Origin of the sequence: Streptomyces sp. BBFR2 (assembly GCF_044497305.1) — a bacterium.
GTDB lineage: Bacteria > Actinomycetota > Actinomycetes > Streptomycetales > Streptomycetaceae > Streptomyces.
In genome coordinates this window covers 5023570-5043598 of record NZ_CP172415.1, presented here as the reverse complement: position 1 = coordinate 5043598, position 20029 = coordinate 5023570, and the positions used below count along the sequence as shown (strand labels likewise).

At 75.8% G+C, this 20029-nt stretch carries 15 protein-coding genes; 5 read left to right on the top strand and 10 right to left on the bottom strand.

Features of this window, described 5'->3' with window-relative positions:
- Positions 1 to 147: 147 nt before the first annotated feature.
- Positions 148 to 801 (top strand): bifunctional 4-hydroxy-2-oxoglutarate aldolase/2-dehydro-3-deoxy-phosphogluconate aldolase, encoded by a 654-nt coding sequence (gene eda, locus ACGH2B_RS20530; RefSeq protein ID WP_399091683.1) that lies wholly within the window; start codon positions 148 to 150, stop codon positions 799 to 801.
- An 82-nt stretch (positions 802 to 883) separates the two neighbouring features.
- On the opposite strand, the gene ACGH2B_RS20525 is transcribed toward eda, so the two are convergent.
- The 4 genes from ACGH2B_RS20525 to ACGH2B_RS20510 form a co-directional block, all read right to left on the bottom strand.
- Positions 884 to 2059, bottom strand: coding sequence for a bifunctional RNase H/acid phosphatase (locus ACGH2B_RS20525; RefSeq protein ID WP_399091680.1), 1176 nt, complete (start codon positions 2057 to 2059; stop codon positions 884 to 886).
- Between the two features lie 3 nt (positions 2060 to 2062).
- Positions 2063 to 2806, bottom strand: coding sequence for a zinc ribbon domain-containing protein (locus ACGH2B_RS20520; RefSeq protein WP_399097173.1), 744 nt, complete (start codon positions 2804 to 2806; stop codon positions 2063 to 2065).
- Positions 2803 to 3675, bottom strand: coding sequence for a Nif3-like dinuclear metal center hexameric protein (locus ACGH2B_RS20515; RefSeq protein WP_399091677.1), 873 nt, complete (start codon positions 3673 to 3675; stop codon positions 2803 to 2805). The genes ACGH2B_RS20520 and ACGH2B_RS20515 overlap by 4 nt, the downstream gene beginning before the upstream one ends.
- Positions 3676 to 3792: 117 nt before the next feature.
- Entirely contained in the window at positions 3793 to 4824 is a 1032-nt protein-coding gene (locus ACGH2B_RS20510) for an ABC transporter substrate-binding protein (protein WP_399091674.1), read from the bottom strand.
- Positions 4825 to 5033: 209 nt separating this feature from the next.
- Here ACGH2B_RS20510 and ACGH2B_RS20505 point away from each other — a divergent pair, with 209 nt between their 5' ends.
- Together ACGH2B_RS20505 and ACGH2B_RS20500 are read left to right on the top strand one after the other, a co-directional pair.
- Positions 5034 to 6785 carry a hypothetical protein gene (locus ACGH2B_RS20505; RefSeq protein WP_399091671.1) on the top strand — a complete coding sequence of 584 codons (1752 nt, stop codon included), beginning with the start codon at positions 5034 to 5036 and terminating at the stop codon, positions 6783 to 6785.
- Between the two features lie 132 nt (positions 6786 to 6917).
- On the top strand, positions 6918 to 7085 hold the full coding sequence (locus ACGH2B_RS20500) for a hypothetical protein (RefSeq protein WP_399091669.1): 168 nt from the start codon (positions 6918 to 6920) through the stop codon (positions 7083 to 7085).
- 328 nt (positions 7086 to 7413) lie between these two features.
- Here the strand turns inward: ACGH2B_RS20500 and ACGH2B_RS20495 are convergent, their stop codons facing one another.
- From ACGH2B_RS20495 to ACGH2B_RS20485, 3 genes are all read right to left on the bottom strand, one after another.
- Complete coding sequence (locus tag ACGH2B_RS20495; protein WP_399091666.1) at positions 7414 to 8364, bottom strand: 3-oxoacyl-ACP reductase; 951 nt, start codon at positions 8362 to 8364, stop codon at positions 7414 to 7416.
- 60 nt (positions 8365 to 8424) lie between these two features.
- Positions 8425 to 9501, bottom strand: coding sequence for a Zn-dependent alcohol dehydrogenase (locus ACGH2B_RS20490; protein ID WP_399091663.1), 1077 nt, complete (start codon positions 9499 to 9501; stop codon positions 8425 to 8427).
- A 71-nt stretch (positions 9502 to 9572) separates the two neighbouring features.
- The gene (locus ACGH2B_RS20485) at positions 9573 to 10457 is read right to left on the bottom strand and encodes a MaoC/PaaZ C-terminal domain-containing protein (protein ID WP_399091660.1); all 885 of its coding nucleotides are present in this window, start codon (positions 10455 to 10457) and stop codon (positions 9573 to 9575) included.
- Between the two features lie 883 nt (positions 10458 to 11340).
- Between ACGH2B_RS20485 and ACGH2B_RS20480 the strand changes: the two genes are divergently transcribed.
- Positions 11341 to 12603, top strand: coding sequence for a sensor histidine kinase (locus ACGH2B_RS20480; protein ID WP_399091657.1), 1263 nt, complete (start codon positions 11341 to 11343; stop codon positions 12601 to 12603).
- 754 nt (positions 12604 to 13357) lie between these two features.
- Positions 13358 to 13990: a response regulator gene (locus ACGH2B_RS20475; RefSeq protein ID WP_399097170.1), complete on the top strand. Its 633-nt coding sequence runs from the start codon at positions 13358 to 13360 to the stop codon at positions 13988 to 13990.
- Between the two features lie 458 nt (positions 13991 to 14448).
- Here the strand turns inward: ACGH2B_RS20475 and ACGH2B_RS20470 are convergent, their stop codons facing one another.
- The 3 genes from ACGH2B_RS20470 to ACGH2B_RS20460 all read right to left on the bottom strand — a co-directional run bounded on the left by ACGH2B_RS20470 (position 14449) and on the right by ACGH2B_RS20460 (position 19764).
- Positions 14449 to 15888, bottom strand: a complete 1440-nt coding sequence (locus ACGH2B_RS20470) for an MFS transporter (RefSeq protein ID WP_399091654.1) — start codon at positions 15886 to 15888, stop codon at positions 14449 to 14451.
- Positions 15889 to 16049: 161 nt separating this feature from the next.
- The gene (locus ACGH2B_RS20465; RefSeq protein ID WP_399091651.1) at positions 16050 to 17243 is read right to left on the bottom strand and encodes a lipid-transfer protein; all 1194 of its coding nucleotides are present in this window, start codon (positions 17241 to 17243) and stop codon (positions 16050 to 16052) included.
- Between the two features lie 112 nt (positions 17244 to 17355).
- Entirely contained in the window at positions 17356 to 19764 is a 2409-nt protein-coding gene (locus ACGH2B_RS20460; protein WP_399091648.1) for an acyl-CoA dehydrogenase, read from the bottom strand.
- Positions 19765 to 20029 lie beyond the last annotated feature (265 nt).

Genomic DNA, 20029 nt, shown 5'->3' with positions numbered 1-20029 from the left:
GCATCACCGGCGCCGCGGCACCGAGCCGTCACCCTCGACCGTCAACAGCGGACCGCGCGCCCGTGCCCGCCCCGCCTCATCTCTAACTCGTTGCATATGCCGCAACGCCCGTTGCGCCCCCCGCACGGAGAGGCGCACTATAGGCGCGTGACGCACGCTGACTCCTCCCCCGCGCCCGATGTGCCCGCCTCCGTGCTGGGTCTCGCCCCTGTCATTCCGGTTGTGGTGATCCAGGAGGTCGCCGACGCCGTGCCGCTCGCCCGTGCGCTGGTCGACGGGGGGCTGCCGGCGATCGAGGTGACGCTGCGGACGCCCGCCGCGCTCGACGCCATCGCCGCCATCGCCGCCGAGGTGCCGGACGCGGTGGTCGGCGCGGGCACACTGCTGACGTCCGAGCAGGTCACGGCGGTGTGCGGGGCCGGGGCGCGGTTCTTGGTGAGCCCCGGGTGGTCGCCGCGGCTGCTGGCCGCGATGGAGGACAGCGGGGTGCCGTTCCTGCCCGGTGTCTCGACGGCGTCGGAGGTGGTGACGCTGCTGGAGCGGGGCGTGCGGGAGATGAAGTTCTTCCCCGCCGAGGCCGCGGGCGGGGTTCCGTATCTGAAGTCGCTGGCCGCGCCGCTGCCGCAGGCCCGCTTCTGCCCGACCGGCGGTATCGGCGCCGCCTCCGCGCCGTCCTACCTCGCGCTGCCCAACGTCGGCTGCGTCGGCGGTACGTGGATGCTCCCGGCCGACGCGCTGGCCGCGAAGGACTGGGGCCAGGTCACCGAACTCGCCCGCGAGGCCGCCGCGCTGACGCACTGACGCACTGACGCACTGACGAGGCGACCGTGACGACGGCGGGCCCGGCACCCGCGGAAGGTGCCGGGCCCGTCGTCGTACCGCGTCAGCGCAGGTGGGAGGTGTCGTTCAGCAGCCGGAGCGAGGCGTTGCCGTCGGCGTAGTAGGCGACGGCGGAGAGCGAGGCGGCGGACAGTTCCATCCGGAACAGCGCCTCGGGCGGGGCGCCGAGCGCCAGCCGGACCAGTTGCTTGATCGGCGTGACGTGGGTGACCACCAGGACGGTGCGGCCCGCGTACCGGGCGGTCAGCGCGTCCCGCGTGGCGGCGACCCGGCGGGCGACCGCCGCGAACGTCTCGCCGCCGCCGGTCGGCGCCGCGCGGGTGGAGCCCAGCCAGGCGTCGAGATCGTCCGGGTACCGCTCGCGGACCTCGCCGAACGTCAGCCCCTCCCAGGCGCCGAAGTCCGTCTCGCGCAGCCCGTCCTCGACGCGGACGTCGAGGCCGAGGCGGTCGGCGACGGTCCCGGCGGTCTGCCGGCAGCGGCGCAGCGGGGAGCTGACGACCGCCTCGATCGTGCCGCGGGCGGCCAGCGCGGCGGCGGCCGCCTCGGCCTGCCGCAGTCCGGCCGGGGAGAGTTCCGGGTCGGTGCCGCCGCTGCCCGAGAAGCGTTTCTGCGGGGTCAGCGCCGTCTCGCCGTGGCGCAGCAGGACAAGGGTGGCGGGCTTGCCGAGGTCGGCGGCGCCCCAGCCCGGGGCGGACGTCGCGGGTGCGCCGGTGCCCGTGGCGGTGACCGCCGCGGCCCCGTCCGTACCGCCGCGCGCCGGGGTGTCGAGCGCCGCGCGGGAGGTGGCGGGCTGCCACTGCCGGCCGTCGCGTCCGGCGTCCATCGCCTCGTTGGCGAGCCGGTCGGCGTGCTTGTTCTCCGCCCGGGGGATCCACTCGTACGAGACCAGGTCCGCCGGGTGGGCGGCGGCCGCCTCGGCGGCGAGCGGCTTCATGTCGGGGTGCTTGATCTGCCAGCGGCCCGACATCTGCTCGACGACGAGTTTGGAGTCCATCCGCACCCGGACACGGGCCGCCGGGTCGAGGGCGTGCGCCGCCCGCAGTCCGGCGACGAGGCCGCGGTACTCGGCGACGTTGTTGGTGACGGTGCCGAGGAACTCGGCGGCCTCGGCGAGGACTTCGCCGGTGGCCGCGTCGAGGACGACGGCGCCGTAACCGGCCGGGCCCGGGTTGCCCCGGGAGCCGCCGTCCGCCTCGACGGTCAGGGTGCGGACCACGGCCTACAGACCGGAGTCGGGCGTACGGACCAGGATGCGGCTGCAGTTCTCGCAGCGCACGACGGTGTCGGCGGCGGCCGCGCGGACGTCGTTCAGCTCGGTGATGTCCAGCTCCAGGCGGCAGCCCTCGCAACGCCGCTGGAAGAGGCGGGCGGCGCCGATGCCGCCGTGCTTCTCGCGCAGCCGGTCGTAGAGCTTCAGCAGGTCGGCGGGGATGTCGGCGACGGTCAGCTCGCGCTCCTTGGTGACCGTCTCGGCCTCGGCGTCGATCTCCGCGTACGCGGCGTCGCGGCGGGCGGTGACCTCGTCGGTCCTGGCCTGGGCGGCCGCGACCCGGTCGGACAGTTCGGCGACGCGTGCCTGGGCGGCCTCGCGGCGCTCCATGACCTCCAGGACGATGTCCTCCAGGTCGCCCTGGCGCTTGGCGAGGGAGGCCAGTTCGCGCTGGAGGCTCTCCAGGTCCTTGGGCGAGGTGACGGCGCCGGAGTCCAGGCGCTTCTGGTCGCGGGCGGCGCGCTGGCGCACCTGGTCCACGTCCTGCTCGGCCTTGGTCTGCTCGCGGGTGGTGTCGCTCTCCTCGGTCTGCGCGGCGACGAGCAGGTCGCGCTGCTGGGTGAGGTCGGCCTCCAGCGTGGTCAGCTCGGCCAGCTCGGGGAGGTTCTTGCGCTTGTGCGCGAGCTGGGTGAGGCGGACGTCCAGGGCCTGGACGTCGAGGAGGCGGATCTGGTCGGCGGGCGCGGCGTTCAGCGGGGGGCTCCTGTGGTGTGTGTCGGGGTGGACGGGACGGACGCCGCGTGGGCGGTCCAGGGGTCGGTGACCGTACGGGAGACGTGCGTGCGCAGGCCCCAGCCGTGGCGGTCGGAGACGGCGTCGAGCTGGGCGGCGGCCTGCTCGCACCAGGGCCATTCGGTGGCCCAGTGGGCGGCGTCGAGCAGCGCCGGGGGGACGGCGCCCGTGCTCTGGGTGGCCTCGGAGGCCGGGTGGTGGCGCAGGTCGGCGGTGAGGAACGCGTCCACCCCGGCGGCCCGCACCGCGTCGAAGAGGCTGTCGCCCGAGCCGCCGGAGACGGCGAGCGTGCGGATGACGCGCTCCGGGTCGCCGGCCGCGCGGATGCCCTGCGCGGTGGCGGGCAGCCGGGCGGCGGCGTACGCGGTCAGTTCGGCGAGGGTCATCGGGTGCGGCAGTTCGCAGATCCGGCCCAGGCCGCGGCGGCCGTGCGGGTCGGTGGCGTCCGGCACCAGCGGGCCGGTGATCCGCAGGTCGAGGGCGCCGGCCAGGGCGTCGGAGACCCCCGGGTCGGCGGTGTCGGCGTTGGTGTGCGCGACGTGCAGGGCGACGCCGCCGCGGATGAGGGTGTGGACGACCTTGCCCTTGAAGGTGGACGCCGCGACCGTCGTCGTCCCGCGCAGGTAGAGCGGGTGGTGGGTGACGAGGAGGTCGGCGCCGAGGGAGAGCGCCTCGTCGGCGACGGCCTGGACGGGGTCGACGGCGAACAGCACGCGTTCGACCCGCGCCTCGGGATCGCCGCAGACCGTGCCGACGGCGTCCCACCCTTCGGCCCGCTCGGCGGGCCAGAGGGCGTCGAGAGCGGTGAGGACTTCAGACAGTGCGGGCACGGGTGGAAGGTTACCTCCCGCCCGGGGCCCGCCGTCCCGCGTCCCCGGCGGGCGCCGGACGGGTGCCGGGCGGTGCGGCGCGGCACCTGTCCGGCGCCGCGCCGCCGGGCCCGGACGTCACTTCTTGACGAGGTATCCGCGCAGGTCGTCGAGGACGCTGTCGGCGGCGGTGACGCCGAGGCCGAGGTACCAGGTCTCGTCCTCGACGTTCTTGGCGTGGCCGTCCTTGACCGCCTTGAGGTTCTTCCACAGCGGGTTGGACTCGGCGGTGTCCCGCTTGGTGGCCTTCGGGTCGCCGTAGACGCCGGTGAAGATCCAGTCGGCGTCGGCCTGGTTGATGTTCTCCGGGCTGACCTCGGTGGCGAGGTCGTCGACCTGCTGGTTCTTCGGGCGGGGCAGTCCGACGTCCTTGAGGAGGGTGCCGATGAAGGACTGCTGGGCGTAGAGGCGGGTGAACTGCGGCATGTAGCGCAGCATCGTGACGGTCGGCTTCTTCGGCCCGATGTCCTCGCCGAGCTGCTTCGCCTTCTTCTCGTACGCGTCGAGTTTCGCCTTCGCCTCGGCGGTCTTGTCGAGGGCGGCGGCGTTGAGGAGGTAGTTCTCCTTCCAGGTGAAGCCGGGGCGGATGGAGAAGACGGTCGGGGCGATCTTGGCGAGCTGCTGGTACTGCTTCTCGGCGCGGAGCTTGCTGCCGAGGATCAGGTCGGGCTTGAGCTTGTTGATGGCCTCCAGGTTGAGGCCGTTGATGGTGCCGATGCTCTTGGGGTTCCCGGCGTCCTTCTTCAGGTAGTCCGGCAGCGACTCGTCGCCCTCGGTGGGGGCGTAGCCGACGGGCTTGATGCCGAGGGAGACGACGTTGTCCAGCTCGCCGACGTCGAGGACGACGACGCGCTTGGGCGCGGCCTTCAGCTCGGTGGTCCCCATGGCGTGCTTGATGGCGCGGGGGAACTGACCGGCCTTGGCGTCGGTGCCCATCTTGGCGGTCTCCTCCGCCGCCTTGGCGAAGTCCTTGCCGCCCTGGGCGACGGACTTGGAGCCGGTGCCGTTGTCACTCTTGCCGCCCCCGTCGGAGGAACCGCAGGCCGCGAGGGCGAGGGCACCGGCGGCGGCGAGGGCTGCGGCGGCGGTGCCGCGGCGGCGAAGGGACATCGCGTACTCCAGGGGGTCGGGCGGGCGGTCCACGCGCGGCGGACCCCCGGCACAGCATGAGGTTAGGCGGCCCTTACTTTACGCATGCTTGAAACTCGCAGCACAGGGACCCTGATCAACACCGGCGAATCGGACTTTCGCCACCCTTATGCGTGAACCCTCACCGCACACATTGATCGGCCGGAAGTCCGAAAACTACCTTCGGTCCGATGACTGGAGGTGACCATCCGATGACGGTCTGTGGCAGGGATGACCGCGCGGCGTCCGGACGTCCGCCCCGCGCGCCGCTGACGATCGCCGCCGACGGCTCGTACGCCGCCCGGCTGGCGCGTCGGGGTGACGGGACGGACGACCGGTTCCCGGAGCGCTGGACGCTGAGCGGACCGGAGCCCTATGCCGTACCGCTGCCCGGTGAGGCGCCGGAGGCGCCGGACAGCGCGCTGCTGGCGCTGGCGGACGGCCGGGTGCTGATCCGGCGGCCCGTCGAGGACGGCTTCGCCCTCGCGCTGCTGTACCCGTCGGGCCCGGACACCGGCGAACTCCCGCTCGGCACCATCGAGGCACCGGAGCTGACGCTGCTGCCCCCGGCGCCGGACGGCCGCAGCGCCCACGCGCTGACGCCGGGCGCCACCTCCACCTCCCTGTGGCTGCTGCACGGAGGTCCGGACGGCCCCGAGCACCTCGCGGAGCTTCCCGGGCGGTGCTCCGGCGGCGCCTGGCTGGACCGCTCCGGGCAGTTGCTCGCCGTCGATCAGGAGCTGGACGGCCGGACGAAGACCGTCGCCGTCGACCTGAGCCGCGGCGGCGAAACGACACTCCTCCTCCAGATCACCGAGGAGAGCAACGACCGGCTGCTGCTGGCCGATCCGGACAGCGGACTGCTGCTGGTCCGCTCCGACGCGCCGGGCGAGGACCGCCTGGGCTGGGGCGTCCTCGGCAGCGCGCTCCCGGTGCGGTTCCCCTCCTGCCTGCACCCGGCGGACGCGGCGCTCACCCCGTTCGCCGTCCAGCCCCGGCAGATGCTGACGCCCGAGCACTGCGCGGTGGCCTGGCACCTCGTGGACGGCGACGGCGAACGCCTCGGCGTCTGGCGCCCCGCCGACCGGGAACTGCGCCAACTCCCCTCCCCCGAGGGGTGGTTGACCGGATCGGGCCGCTGGAGCGCGGACGGCGAGCTGCTGCTGCCGTACGTCACGGAAGCGGTCCCCTGCGGGCTGGCGCGGATGGCCGTACCGCTGGAGCCGTCCGACGGGCTGTGGCCGTGGACGACGGAGCGGGCGGTGGAACGGGCGGCGGGCCCGGAGCCGGTCGCGGTACCGGTCGCGGAGCCGGTCGCGGAAGCGGCGGTCGGCCCGGTGGCGGGTCCGGTCGCGGAGCCGGTGGCGGGTCCGGGGTCGCTCGCCGGGGCGGTGGCGGCGGAGCCGATGGCGGGGGCGGGGCCCGTCCCGGCCCCGGTGGCGGTCCCGGCCCCCGCCCCGGTGGCGGCCCCGGTGGCGGCGCTGCCCGCGGGCCCCGGGCCGGTTCCGGCGCTGCCCGCGGTGCCGGTCGCCGCGGACGTACCGCCGGTACCGCCGGTGTCCGCCGCCGTGCCCGTGCCGCCGACGGGGGTCACCGTGCGGACGCCGGACGCGGAGCGGTCGCGGCCGTCCCGGGCGGGGCGGACGATGCAGGGGCTGCACACCACCCGGCCGCCGCTGCCGGTGCGCAACAGGCTGGACGGGGACCCCGTCCGGCAGTGGCAGGACCGCGGGCGGATCGCCCCGATCGGTGCGGCGTTCCCGCCGCCCCGGGACGGCAACTCCCCCTCGCCCGCCCCGCCGGAGGCCGGGTTCCGGGAGCCGTTCACGGGGGCCGCGCGCCCTTCTCCCTGCCGTCCGGTGCCGCTGCAGGAGGCGCCGTTGTCGGCCGGGGAGGCCCGGTGGAGCGTGATCACCCGCCCCGTTAGGATTCAGCGGGGCTGACGGGGGCCGCCCTTCCCTCCTGACGGAGCGCGGGGTTGTTCCCGCGCGGCTGGTCGCGCCGGCCACCGGCGTCGGCACCGCGGCGGCCTCGACGCGTACAGCCGTAAGCGATCCGACGGAGTGACACTTTCCATGCCCGAAGCCCAGACCGACACGACCGAGGCGCGCCCGCAGGAGGCACCCGCCCAGGCCGCCGAGGCCCAAGGCTCCGGCAGGCACCGCGGTCCGGCAGCGACGGAGGAGGCCAGGGCGGCCGCCAACGGCCGTCACCGCCGCACCAAGCAGCCCCAGCACGCCTGATCTCCAGGCGCCCCGGAGCCTGTCCCGGCCCCCGTCCCTTCTGCGGAAGGGACGGGGGCCGTTGCCGTGTGCGGGGCGCGGGCTGGGCGCCGGGCGCGGCCCGCGGCGGTCGGCCCGAGACCGGTCGGCAGCCGGTCACGCCCCGGCCCGCGGCGAACGGCCCGGACGGACGGCGGTCGGCGGTCGGCGGTCGGCCCGAGGCGGGCGCCCAGAGCAGTCCGCGTCCGCCCCGGGACGTCCGGCCCGGGACGTCCGGCCCGAGGCGAACCCGGGGCAGTCCGCGTCCAGCCCGGGTTGTCCGGCCCGAGGCGCCCGCCGCCGTCCGCCCTCACCCCCGCTTGAGCCCCAGCACCTCGGTGGCGGCGAAGGTCTCCCCCGCCGGGCGGTTCGCGTAGTACGGGGTGAGGGCGGCGTCGAGTTCGTCGTAGGTGAAGGTCTCCTCGGCGCTGTCGAATTGGGCGGCGATGCGGGGGCGTTCGGCGATGGCGACCATGCCGCCGTGGACGACCAGCACCTGGCCGTTGACGCGGGCGGCGGCCGGGGAGGCGAGGTAGCCGACGAGCGGGGCGACGTGTGCGGGGGACAGCGGGTCGAGGGTGCCGTCGGCGGGTTCGGCGAAGCCGGCGAAGACGTCCTCGGTCATGCGGGTGCGGGCGCGCGGGCAGATGGCGTTGGCGGTGACGCCGTACTTGGCGAGCGCCAGCGCGGTGGAGGTGGTGAGCCCGACGATGCCGCCCTTGGCCGCGGCGTAGTTGGGCTGGCCCGCCGAGCCGGCGAGGAACGCCTCGGACGAGGTGTTGACGATGCGGCCGTAGGCGGGGGCGCCGGACGCCTTGGACCGGGCGCGCCAGTGCTTCGCGGCGAAGTGGGTGGTGTTGAAGTGGCCCTTGAGGTGGACGCGGATGACCGAGTCCCATTCGTCCTCGGTCATCGAGAAGACCATCCGGTCCCGGAGGATGCCCGCGTTGTTGACCAGGATGTCGAGGCCGCCGTAGGTGGTGAGGGCGAGGTCGATCAGTTCGCCCGCCTGTGTGTGGTCGGCGACGTCGCCGGTGTGGGCGACGGCCCGGCCGCCGGCCGCAGTGATCTCGGCGACGACCTGTTCGGCGGGGGCGGCGGACGCCTCACCGGAGCCGTCGCGGCCCGGCGCCCCGAAGTCGTTGACGACGACGGCGGCGCCGAGGCGCGCCAGTTCCAGCGCCTCGGCGCGGCCCAGGCCGCGGCCCGCGCCGGTGACGACGGCGGTGCGGCCGTCCAGGGGGAGTGCGGTGCCGGTCAATGCCGTTCCTCTCGGTCGCGGGGCCGGGTGGCCGCCGTACGGCCGCCCGGCCCGGGGCGGTCACAGTTCGATGCAGGTGCGCAGGGAGGTGCCGGTGCGCATCTGGTCGAGGGCGTCGTTGATGTCGTCGAGGCGGACGCGGTGGGTGATCAGCCCTTCGAGGTCGACGCGTCCGGCGCGCCACAGGGCGATGGCGCGTTCGTAGGAGCGCAGGACGTCGCCGCCGCCGTAGAGGGAGGGCAGGATGCGCTTCTCGTCGAAGAACAGCTCGAACATGCTGACCTGGAAGGTGTCGTCGAGGGCACCGGCGCCGACGACGCAGAGGGTGCCGCCGCGGCGGGTGGTCTCGTAGGCGGTGCGGGCGGTGGCGGACCTGCCGACGACCTCGAAGACGTAGTCGTAGCCCTCGCCCGCGGTGACCTTGGCCTTGGCGTCGGCGAGGGCGTCGGGCTCCAGGGCTTCGGTGGCGCCGAAGCGGAGGGCGGCCTCGCGGCGGGCGGGCACCGGGTCGACGGCGGTGATGTGGGCGGCGCCGCAGGCCCGCGCGCCCTGGATGACGGAGATGCCGACGCCGCCGCAGCCGATGACGGCGACGGACGATCCGGCCTCCACCTTCGCGGTGTTGACGACGGCGCCGAGGCCGGTGGTGACGCCGCAGCCGATGAGGGCGGCGATGTCGTACGGCACGTCGTCGGGGATGGGGACGGCGCAGTGCGCGGCGACGACGACCTCCTCGGCGAAGGTGCCGGTGCCGGCGAAGCCGAAGACGTCGCCGCCGGGCCGCCGGAAGTTGGGCGTCCCGGCGTTCATGAACCCGGCCAGACACAGGTGGCTCTGGCCGCGTTTGCAGGACGGGCAGGCGCCGCAGGCGGGCAGCCAGCACATCAGGACGCGGTCGCCGGGGGCGAGGGCGGTGACGCCGTCGCCGACGTCGAGGATCTCGCCGGCGCCCTCGTGGCCGGGGACGAACGGGGTGGGCTGCGGCAGTACCCCGCTCATCGCGGAGAGGTCGGAGTGGCACAGGCCGGTGGCCCGTACCCGCATCCTGACCTTGCCGGGCCCGAAGCCCACCGCCTCGACGTCGTCGAGGACATCGAGGGTGTCCTGTCCTGTCTCGTGCTGTACGGCTGCGCGCACGGTGCGGCTCCTTCTCGTACGAACGGACGGTGCGGGTGGCGGTGCGGGGACGGGCGCGGGTGCGGGGCGGGTCAGGTGTGGTCGACGACGGTGTCGGCGAGGACCGGGGCGTCGTCGCGGTCGGCGGCGGTGACCTGCACCTGGATGCGGCCGGGCCCGGGGGCGTCGCGCCACAGCCGCAGGCGCAGCGTCTCGCCGGGGAGGACGATCCCGGCGAAGCGGGTGGTGTAGGCGCGCACCCGGGAGACGTCGCCGCCGAGGGCGGTGTCGACGACGGCCTTGAGGGCGACGCCGTAGGTGCACAGGCCGTGCAGGATGGGCCGGTCGAATCCGGCGAGCCGCGCGAACGACGGGTCGGCGTGGAGCGGGTTCCAGTCGCCGGAGAGGCGGTAGAGGAGGGCCTGGTCCTCGCGGATGAGGCGTTCGGTGGTGAGGTCGGGGGCGCGTTCGGGCACCTCGGTGCGGGCGGAGGGGCCGCGGTCGCCGCCGAAGCCGCCTTCGCCGCGGACGAAGATCTGGGTGTCGCAGGTCCACAGCGGCCCGTCGTCGTCGGCGACCTCGGAGCGCAGCACGATGACGGCCGCCTTGGTCTTGTCGTACACGGCGGGCACGGTGGAGGTCTGGGTGGCGCGGCCGGAGACCGGCAGGGGGCGGTGGACGGTGACGGTCTGGCCGCCGTGCAGCACGGCGGCGAGATCGACGTCGATGCCCGGTGCGGACAGTCCCCCGGCGACCGCCATGCCCCCGCCCGCGACGGTGGCGAAGCTGGGCAGGACGTGCAGCGCGCTCTCCAGCGTGTAGCGCAGTTCGTCCGGGTCGGTGGCGGGGTGGGCCTTCTCCGGGGTGGGCGCGCCGGCGCCGATGCCGAGGTGGTAGAGCTGAACGTCCTTGTGGTCCCAGGTGAGTTCGGTGGTCCGCGGCGGGGCGCCGGTGGCCTTGGCGACGTCGATGGGCATCGGGCTGTCTCGCTCCTTCGCGCGTAGGAGGACCCCGGCCCGCCGTCCGCACCGTCGACGGGCCGGGGCCGTACGGGTCGGCCGGGACGCGTTTGGTGGTGCGGGCCGGGCCCGGGGCGGTGCGGGCCGGAGCCGTGCGCCCGGTGGCGGCGGGCGGGGCCGGGCCCCGGGCTGCCGGGCCTCCGGGCCTCCGGGCCGACGGGGCGGGCCGGGTGCTCGGGCCGGTGGCGCGCGGGGGTTCCGGTGGTGTCCGGTGGTGTCCGGTGGCTCCGAACGGCCGGGGCCGGCCGGTGTGCGGCCGGTGGCTGCGGTCGCACCCGCACTTCTAGAACGCGTTCTAGCCGATGGGCTCCTGTATAGCCGATCCGCCCGGCACCCGGAACCCCCCTGACGGCCCGTCAGCTAAGGGGGCGGGGCCGCACCGGTGACATTTGTCCCAGGCCCGGCCCCCTCGTTCTCCTCTGCCCCGCCGCGTCGGCGCTGCGTACCGTCATGACCATGAGAACGAGGGACGCGCGGCCGACGCCCGGAGCGGGGCGGCCCGCCGGGCACGGCGCGCGTACCGGAAGGACCGACCCGACCTGGGGGAATGACAGTGCGATGGACGAACCACCCCGAGGACGCGGGCGACGGCGGGACGGCCGGCGGGGCCTCGCGGCCCCGGGATCCGGCGCGGGACGCGGACGGGCCCGGCGCGGCACGGGGTCCCCGGCGCCGGGCTAAGTGGCGCAGGGTGGACCGGCTCGGCGGGGTGTGGGGGCGGCCCCGGGAGGCGGACGGGACGGGCGGGGAAGGGGGCCCGGGGCGCCGGGGGCGGTGGTCGGCGCGCGGGCACGGGAAGGGGCCGGGGCGGTACGCGTTCCTGCCCTGGCTGCTGCTGGGGATGGGCGCGTTCTCTCACATCATCCAGGGGCGGACCGGTAACCCGTGGCTGGCCGGTGCCGGACTGCTGGCCTTCAACTCCCTCTACGTCTCCGTCGTCTTCCTCTCCTTCAACCCGCGGCTGCGCTCCACGGCCGCGCCGGTGTGGGCGCTGGCCGCGCTGGCCGCCGTCACCTACGCCGTCGCCCTCGGCTTCGGCGGGAGCTGGTACCTGTTCTTCCTGCTGCTGGCCCTGGCGTCCGGCACCGTCCAGCCGCTGCGCGGCCGGAAACTGGCGCTCTGGCTACTGGTGCTCGGCGGCTCGGCCGGATACCTGATGGGGCAGCACGACCCCAAGAGCGCGTTCGGCATCGGGTACGGCACATTCCTGTCCGGCATGGTGACGGCGACGGTCCTCAGCCTCTTCGACACCATCAAGGAACTGGACGCCACCCGGCAGGAACTGGCGCGCGGCGCGGTGGAGCGGGAGCGGCTGCGGTTCTCCCGCGATCTGCACGATCTGCTGGGGCACACGCTGTCCGTGGTGGTCGTCAAGGCGGAGGCGGTACGCCGGCTGGGCCCGCGCGATCTGGACGCGGCGCTGGAGCAGGCGGCCGACATCGAGGCGGTCGGCCGGCAGGCGCTGACGGAGATCCGGGAGGCGGTCAGCGGCTACCGCGAGGGCAGCCTCTCCGTCGAACTGGACCGCGCCCGCTCGATGCTGGAGGCCGCCGGTATCGCCCCGGAGGTCCACCAGTCGGGCCCGCCGCTGCCCCCGCAGGCCGGTGCGCTCCTGGGCTGGGTGGTCCGCGAGGGCGTCACCAACACCGTCCGCCACAGCGGCGCCACCCGCTGCACGATCGTGGTACGGGTGGATGAGGACCGGGCCCGGCTGACGGTCACGGACGACGGGCGGGGACCGGCGGGGACGGACGAGCCCCAGGGCCAGGCGAGGGCGGACGAGGCCCGGGGCCAGGTGCGGGCGGGCGGCGAGGGCGCCGGTGCCGGGAGCGACGAAAGGGCCCGCGAGGGGGCTCCGGGAGCCGGCGGGGGCGGCGTGCGGGAAGGCGGGGCGCCGGGAGCCGAGGTTCCGGAGGCCGGGGCGCCGGAGGGCAGCTCCCGGCGGTCGGGCGGCGGGACCGGGCTGCGGGGGCTGGCCGAGCGACTGGCCGCCGCGGGCGGGACCCTGACCTCCGGGCGCGACGGCCGTCGCGGATTCCGGCTGACGGCCGAGGTCCCGGTGGGGACGGGGGACGAGCGGACGGAGGCGGACGCGGCCGGGTGAGTCCGCATCACCGGGCGGGGCGGGGGCGGGGCGGGACGCAGGCCCAGGGCGGGGCGCGGGCCCGGGGTGCAGGCCCAGGGCGGGGCGCGGGCGGCCGGGGCGCGGGTCTGCGCGGAGGACGAGAGCGGCGCACGGCTGGGGGCGCGGGCCCGGGGCGCGAGCCTGCGCGGAGGACGAGAGCAGCGCACGGCTGGGGCTCGGGCCCGGGGCGGTGGCCATGGGCCGGAGCGGGGCGCAGGCTACGGGCCGGGGCTCGGGCCCTGGGTGCGGGCCTGCGCGGAGGACGAGAGCGGCGCACGGCCGGGGGCGCGGGCCTGCGCGGAGGACGAGAGCAGCGCACGGCCGGGGGCGCGGGCCCGGGGCGCACGGGCCATGGGAACGGCCCCGAACGGCGCGGGCATGAGCCCGGCCCCGGGCGTACGGGGAACGGCAGCCAGGCAGGCCAGGCATGGGGGCCTTGGCCGGCCCGGCCTCGGGCGTAGGGGGAACGGGCGCAGGCCCGGGCGGACGCGGCGCGAGCGGACGCGGGCACGTGCCCGGAGCCCGGGTGCGCGAGGCCCGGACCGCCGACCGGACCGCACGGCATGGCGTGGCGTGGCACGGCGTGGCATGGCATGGCGTGGCGTGGCACCGGACCCCACGGCACAGCGCCGCTCGGTATGGCACCGGACCCGACCGCGCCCCATGGCGCCAGGACCGGCCCAACCGCCCCCGTGCCGTGTCCCGGCCCCGTACTCTCCCCTCCGTGGACGAGATGCTGCGGGACGAGCGGGCGGGGCAGCCGGTGCGGCTGCTGCTCGCGGAGGATCAGGGGATGATGCGCGGCGCGCTGGCGCTGCTGCTGGGCCTTGAGGAGGACATGGAGGTCGTCGCGCAGGTCGCGGCGGGCGACCGGATCATGGCGGAGGCGCTGGCGACGCGGCCGGACGTGGCGCTGCTCGACATCGAACTGCCGGGCCGCAGCGGGCTGGACGTGGCGGCCGATCTGCGGACCCGGCTGCCGTCGTGCAAGGTGCTGATCCTGACGACCTTCGGGCGGCCCGGGTATCTGCGCCGGGCGATGGAGGCGGGGGCCGCCGGGTTCCTGGTGAAGGACGGGCCGGTGGAGGATCTGGCGGCGGCGATCCGGCGGGTGCTGGCCGGGGAGCGGGTGATCGATCCGGGGCTGGCCGCGGCGGCACTCAGCGCCGGCCCCAATCCGCTCACGCCCCGCGAACGCGATGTGCTGACCGCGGCGGTGGACGGCGCGACCGTCGCCGATATCGCCGGGGTGCTGCACCTCTCCCAGGCCACCGTCCGCAACTACCTCTCGGCCGCGATCGGCAAGACCGGCACCCGCAACCGCATCGAGGCGGTCCGCGCGGCCCGCCGCAACGGCTGGCTGTAGCGAGGACGGGGACGGGCCGGGGCCGGGCCCCAGACGGACCGGCGGCGGGCTCCCCGGACGGAGCGGGACGGGGCCGGAGCGGAGCCAGGGCCCCCGGGCAGAACGGGCACAGGACCGGAGCGGAGCCACGGCCACCCCGGGCAGAACGGCGGGGCTCCCCCGGCCCGGCCGCCCGGCCTCCAGCCCCGGAGCCCGACAGGCACGAGGCCGCCCCGGCCACCCCATCCCCGGACCCGAAGGCGCCGAGCACAAGGCGCCCGGCCGCCAGGCCCCGAAAGGGCCGGGCTTAAACCACCACCCGGCCTCCAGCCTCGAAGCCACCGGATACGAAACCGGCCAACCGCCCCGCAAAGAACGCCCCCAACCCCAGAACGGGAACGCGCCTGATCCCCTCAGGCGTGCCCTGCCCCGTCAGGCGCACCCCCTCAGGCGTGCCCCGCCCCGTCAGGCACGCGCCCTCAGGCGTGTGCCGCGTCCTCCCTGCGCCGTGGCAGGGCTATGAGCATCAGCACGACCGCGCCCACCAGGACCACCGCGCCGACGTGGAAGGCCAGGCCGTAGCCGTCGGCCAGGGCCGCGGGGCCGTCGCCGGACAGGGCGCGGGCGGCGGCGACGGTGGAGAGGATGGACAGGCCCAGGGCGCCGCCCATCTGGCGGGAGGTGTTGATCAGGCCGGAGACCAGGCCCTGGTCGCCGGGGGCGGCGCCGGAGGTGGCGATGGCGGCGACGGGGGTGGCGGAGAGTCCGGCGCCGAAGGCCATCAGGATGCCGGGGCCCAGCAGGGTGCCGAGGTAGGTGCCGTCGACGCCCATGGTGCCCTGCCAGAACATGCCGCAGGCGGAGATCGCCGCGCCGCAGACCGCGAGGGTCTTGGCGCCGGTGCGGCGCATCAGCCGCGGGGCGAGCTTCGAGCCGATGACGATGCTCAGCGAGTGCGGGATGAAGGAGAGTCCGGCCCGCAGCGGGGAGTAGTCGAGGACGTTCTGCACGTAGAGGGAGAGGAAGTACCACATGGAGAACATCGCGGCGCCGGAGAGCAGCATCGCGGCGTTGGCCGAGGAGACCGCCCGCGTCCGGAACATGCCGAGCGGCATCAGCGGCGCCTTGGCGCGCGCCTCGACGGCGAGGAAGGCGGCGATGACCAGCAGTCCGGCGATGAGCGGCAGGAGTGCGGCGGCGGAGCCCCAACCCGCCGTCTCCGTCTGCACGATGCCGTAGGCGACGAGTCCGAGACCGGCGGTGGCCAGCAGCGCGCCGGGTATGTCGAGGCGGCGGGCGGTGTCCTGGCGGCTCTCGGTGAGCCAGAGCACCGCGCCGATCAGCACCAGCGCGCCGACGGGGACGTTGATCAGCAGCACCCAGCGCCACGACAGGTACTGCGTGAGCACGCCGCCGACGAGACCGCCGACCGCGCCGCCTCCGGCGCCGACCGCCGACCAGGTGGCGATGGCCCGGGTGCGGGCGGGGCCGGTCGGGAAGGACGTCGTCAGGATGGTGAGGGTGGCCGGGGAGAGGACGGCGGCGCCGATGCCCTGGAGGGAGCGGGCGGTGATCAGTTGCCAGGGCTCCTGTGCCGCTCCCCCGGCGAGGCTGGAGACGGTGAAGAGCGCCAGCCCGAGGACGAATATCCGCTTCCGGCCGAAGAGATCGGCGGCCCGTCCGCCCAGCAGCATGAAACCGGCGAAGGTGATGACGTAGGCGTTGACGATCCACTGGAGGCCCAGCTCGCTCAGGCCCAGTCCGGAGCGCATGGCGGGCAGCGCGACGTTGACGACGGAGACGTCGAGGATGACGAGGAACTGACCGGAGCAGACCAGCAGCGTGACGAGCCAGCCGGGAGGCGCGCTGCGGCGGGGTGGAGCGGACAGGGCGGTGGACGGGGAAGCAGTCGGGGGCATGGAGCAATGGTCGCACCCGCCGGACCGAACGCGTATCGGATATCCGCCCGGTCCCGGCCCCGTCGCAGGTCGCGGGCATGGTCCTAGGACCTACGACCGATGCGCACCCGGGGAGGCCCGGTTCGGGGCCCGCGCACCGTTCAACTCGCCTCTTTCCGGCGTCACTTGCGGAGCAGGGTCACCACGGCGGCGCCGCCGAGGCCGATGTTGTGGGCGAGGGCGGTGCGGGCGCCGGGCACCTGGCGTTCCCCGGCGGTGCCGCGTAGCTGCCACACCAGTTCGGCGGCCTGGGCGAGGCCGGTGGCGCCCAGTGGGTGGCCTTTGGAGATCAGGCCGCCGGAGGGGTTGACGACCCAACGGCCGCCGTAGGTCGTGGCGCCGTCGGCGACGAGCGCGCCGGACGCGCCTTCGGCGCACATGCCGAGCGCCTCGTAGGTGAGGAGTTCGTTGATGGAGAAGCAGTCGTGCAGTTCGATGACGTCGATGTCCTCGATGCCGAGGCCGCTGGTTTCGTAGACCTGGCGGGCGGCGGCGCGGGTCATCGGGGTGCCGACGACGTCGGTGCAGGTGCCGGTGGAAAAGCTCGCCTCGGTGTCGGTGGTCATGGCCTGTGCGGCGATCTCGACGGCGTGATCGGCGAGGCCGTGGGCGGCGACGAACCGTTCGGAGGCCACGACGACGGCGGCGGCGCCGTCCGAGGTCGGGGAGGACTGGAGCCGGGTCAGCGGGGCGTGGACGACGGGCGCGGCGAGGACGTCCTCGACCGTGTACACGTCGCGGAACTGCGCGTACGGGTTGTGGGCGGAGTGGCGGTGGTTCTTGGCGCCGACGGCGGCGAGTTGTCCGGCGGTGGTGCCGTGGCGCTCCATGTGTTCGCGGGCGGCGTTGCCGAAGAGTTGCGCGGTGGGCGGGGTTCGCGCGAAGCCGTGGGCGGCGGCCATCACGCCGTAGTGGCGGGCGACGGGTGACGCCGCGAAGTCGCCGCTGCCCGCGCCCGCGCCGAGGGCGCCGCGCCGCATCTGTTCGAAGCCGAGGGCGAGGACACAGTCGTTGACGCCCGCCTCGACGAACTGGCGGGCCAGCATCAGGGCGGTGGCGCCGGTCGCGCAGTTGTTGTTGACGTTGTAGACGGGGACGCCGGTCATGCCGAGCCCGTAGACGGCGCGTTGACCCGCGGTGGATTGCTGGTGGCAGTAGCCGACGGGGACCTGTTCGACGGCGTCGTAGCCGATTCCGGCGTCGGCGAGGGCGTTGCCGCCCGCCTCGGCGGCGAGGTCCCAGTACCGCCGGTCGCCGCTCTCGGGTTTGGTGAAGGGCGTCATGCCGACGCCGATGATGTACGCCTTGCCGCTCATGGGGGTCTCCAGGGGCGTCTACGGGGCGAGCGCGCCCGGGGGCGCGGCACGGATCGGGTATGAGGGGCCGGGCACAGGCCGGGCGAGGGCCCGGCCACGGGCCGGATACGGGTCAGATCAGGGGCCGGGGCTCGGGGTCGCGGGGCAGGCCGAGGAGGCGTTCGGCGACGACGTTGAGCTGGACCTGGGTGGTGCCGCCGGCGATGGTCAGGCAGCGCGACATCAGGAAGCCGTGCAGGGCGCGGGCGCCCGGTCCTTCGTCGAGGGCGCCGTCGGGGCCGAGGAGTTCCAGGGCCAGTTCGGCGGTTTTCTGCTGGTGGGCGGTCTGGAGGAGTTTGCGGATGCTGGCCCCGGCGCCCGGTTCCTCGCCCGCGACCCGCTGGAGGGTGGTGCGCAGGGTGAGGCAGCCGAGGGCGTGCGCTTCGGCGGCGAGCGCCCCGGCGCGGGCGCGGACGGCGCCGTCGCGGCGCGCGGCGTGGTCGAGGAGGGCGGAAAGGCCGGTGCCGAACGTCATCTGGTCGGCCATGTGGACGCGTTCGTTGCCGAGGGTGGTGCGGGCGACCTTCCAGCCGTCGTTCACGGCGCCGACGACCGCGTCGGCGGGGAGTGCGACGCCGTCGAGGAACACCTCGTTGAAGAGCGCGTCGCCGGTGATCTCGCGCAGCGGGCGGACGGTGATGCCGGGGGCGCGCATGTCGAGGACGAAGAAGGTCAGGCCGCGGTGTTTGGGGGCGTCGGGGTCGGTGCGGGCGAGGAGGATGGCGTGGTCGGCGTCGCGGGCGGCGGAGGTCCACACCTTCTGGCCGGTGATCCGCCAGCCGTCGGCGGTCCGTTCGGCGCGGGTGCGCAGCGACGCGAGGTCGGATCCGGCTTCGGGTTCGGAGAAGAGCTGGCACCAGGCGAGGTCGCCGCGGAGCGTCGGCGGCAGGTAGCGGGCGCGTTGGGCGTCGGTGCCGTGGGTGAGGAGGGCGGGGACGACCCAGGTGGCGATGGAGAGGCCGGAGAGTTCGATGCCGGCGGCGGCGGTCTCCTGCTGGATGGCGAGTTGCTGGACGGGTCCGGCGCCGAGTCCGTACGGGGGCGGCAGGTGCGGGGCGGCGTACCCGGTGGGGGCGAGGGCGCGGCGGGCGGCGGCCGGGTCGAGGCCGCGGGCGGCGCCGAGGGCGGTGCGGGCCTGCTGCCGGAACGCGTCGGCGGCGGGCGGGAGTTCGAGGTGGAGGGTGCGGCGGGCGCCGTCGGCGGCGAGGCGGGCGGCGCGCTGCCGGTGGGTGTCGCCGGGGCCGAGGAGCTGGCGGGTGGCGGTGGCCCGGCGCAGGTGCAGGTGGGCGGGGTGTTCCCAGGTGAAGCCGGTGCCGCCGAGGATCTGGATGGCGTCCTTGGCGTTGTCGGAGGCGGCGTCGAGGGCGGTGGCGGTGGCGAGCGCGGCGGCGAGGGCGCGTTCGGCGGGCGGCGCGCCGAGCGCCCGCGCCGCGTCCCAGACCAGTGCCCGCGCCGTCTCGCAGCGGATGAGCATCGTGGCGCAGAGGTGCTTGACCGCCTGGAACTGCCCGATGGGCCGCCCGAACTGCACGCGGACGGCGGCGTGTTCGGCGGCGGTGCGCAGCGTCCGGGCGGCGGTGCCGCAGCTCTCGGCGGCGTACAGCACCCCGGCGAGGTCCCGCACGAGGCCGGTGTCGACGGCGAGGCGCCGCGCGGCGGGCACGGTCACGGCGTCGGCCCGTACCTCGGCGACGGTCCGGAGCAGGTCGGCGCCGCCCCGCACGCGGACGGTGAGCGCGGCGGCGTCCACGGCGAACCAGCGGGTGGCGGGCGCGCCGCTCCCTGCGGGCCGGGACGCGCCCGCCGGTGGCCGCCCGGCCGAGGCACCCGACGGCCGCCCGCCACGGGGCCCGCCCCCGGCGTCCGGCGCCCCGGCATCCCGCGCCTCCCCGTCGGCGGCCCGGCCCGGCGCCTCCCCGGGCAAGCCCCCGGGCGTCTCCCCCGGTACGCCGCCGCGCGCCTCCCCGGGTGCGTCCCCGTCCCCCGCCGTCTCCCGTGCGGCCAGCAGGATCAGGTCCGCGGGGCCGCCTCCGGCGACCGGCGGGGCGACGCCGTCGAGTACGTAGCCGCCGGGCCCGGCGGTGGCGGTGAGGGTGCCCGGTCCGAGGGCGACGGCGCCGATCCGCTCGCCGGTGGCGAGGCGCGCGGCGAGGTCGTCCGCGCCGCCGTGGTGGAGCAGTGCGGCGGCGAGGGCGCTGGGCAGGTACGGGCCGGGGAAGAGCGCGGCGCCCAACTCCTCCAGGACGACCGCGAGGTCGAGTGCGGTGCCGCCGCCTCCGCCGAGGCGCTCCGGGAGGTGCGGGGCGAGGAGCCCTTGGGCGGCGAGGTCGTCCCAGTGGGCGGGGCGGGCCGCGTCGCCGGGTGTGCCGGAGCCCGCCGCGTCGGCGGTCGCGCGGACCGCCTCGGGCGGCGCGGTCCGCGCGGCCCATCCGCTTACCGCCTCGGCCAGGTCACGGTGTTCCTGCGTGATTCCGATGCCCATGGCGGGCAGAGTAGAACACGTTTCAATCTGACGGAAGGTCAGATACGGGGTGGATGACGGTACGGCCCGCCCCGCCCGCCGCGCGGCGAACGCCGGGCCCCCGGTGAACGCCTCCCTGGGCCCCACCGCCCCGGGGAACCCCACTCCGGGCGCCCCGGGAAGCACCGACCCGGGGGCACTCCGCCGCGCCTCACCGCCCCGGGCGACCCTGCCCCGGGGCACCTGCCGCCCCGCACCCCGGCACTCGGGAAGCTCCACCCCGGCG

Excerpts from the sequence above, each read along its gene's own strand:
- ACGH2B_RS20505 (WP_399091671.1), top strand. The coding sequence starts at position 5,034 with ATGACTGGAGGTGACCATCCGATGACGGTCTGTGGCAGGGATGACCGC.
- ACGH2B_RS20485 (WP_399091660.1), bottom strand. The coding sequence starts at position 10,457 with ATGCCCATCGACGTCGCCAAGGCCACCGGCGCCCCGCCGCGGACCACC.
- ACGH2B_RS20480 (WP_399091657.1), top strand. The coding sequence starts at position 11,341 with ATGGGCGCGTTCTCTCACATCATCCAGGGGCGGACCGGTAACCCGTGG.
- ACGH2B_RS20475 (WP_399097170.1), top strand. The coding sequence starts at position 13,358 with ATGCTGCGGGACGAGCGGGCGGGGCAGCCGGTGCGGCTGCTGCTCGCG.
- ACGH2B_RS20500 (WP_399091669.1), top strand. The coding sequence starts at position 6,918 with ATGCCCGAAGCCCAGACCGACACGACCGAGGCGCGCCCGCAGGAGGCA.
- ACGH2B_RS20465 (WP_399091651.1), bottom strand. The coding sequence starts at position 17,243 with ATGAGCGGCAAGGCGTACATCATCGGCGTCGGCATGACGCCCTTCACC.
- ACGH2B_RS20470 (WP_399091654.1), bottom strand. The coding sequence starts at position 15,888 with ATGCCCCCGACTGCTTCCCCGTCCACCGCCCTGTCCGCTCCACCCCGC.
- ACGH2B_RS20510 (WP_399091674.1), bottom strand. The coding sequence starts at position 4,824 with ATGTCCCTTCGCCGCCGCGGCACCGCCGCCGCAGCCCTCGCCGCCGCC.
- ACGH2B_RS20460 (WP_399091648.1), bottom strand. The coding sequence starts at position 19,764 with ATGGGCATCGGAATCACGCAGGAACACCGTGACCTGGCCGAGGCGGTA.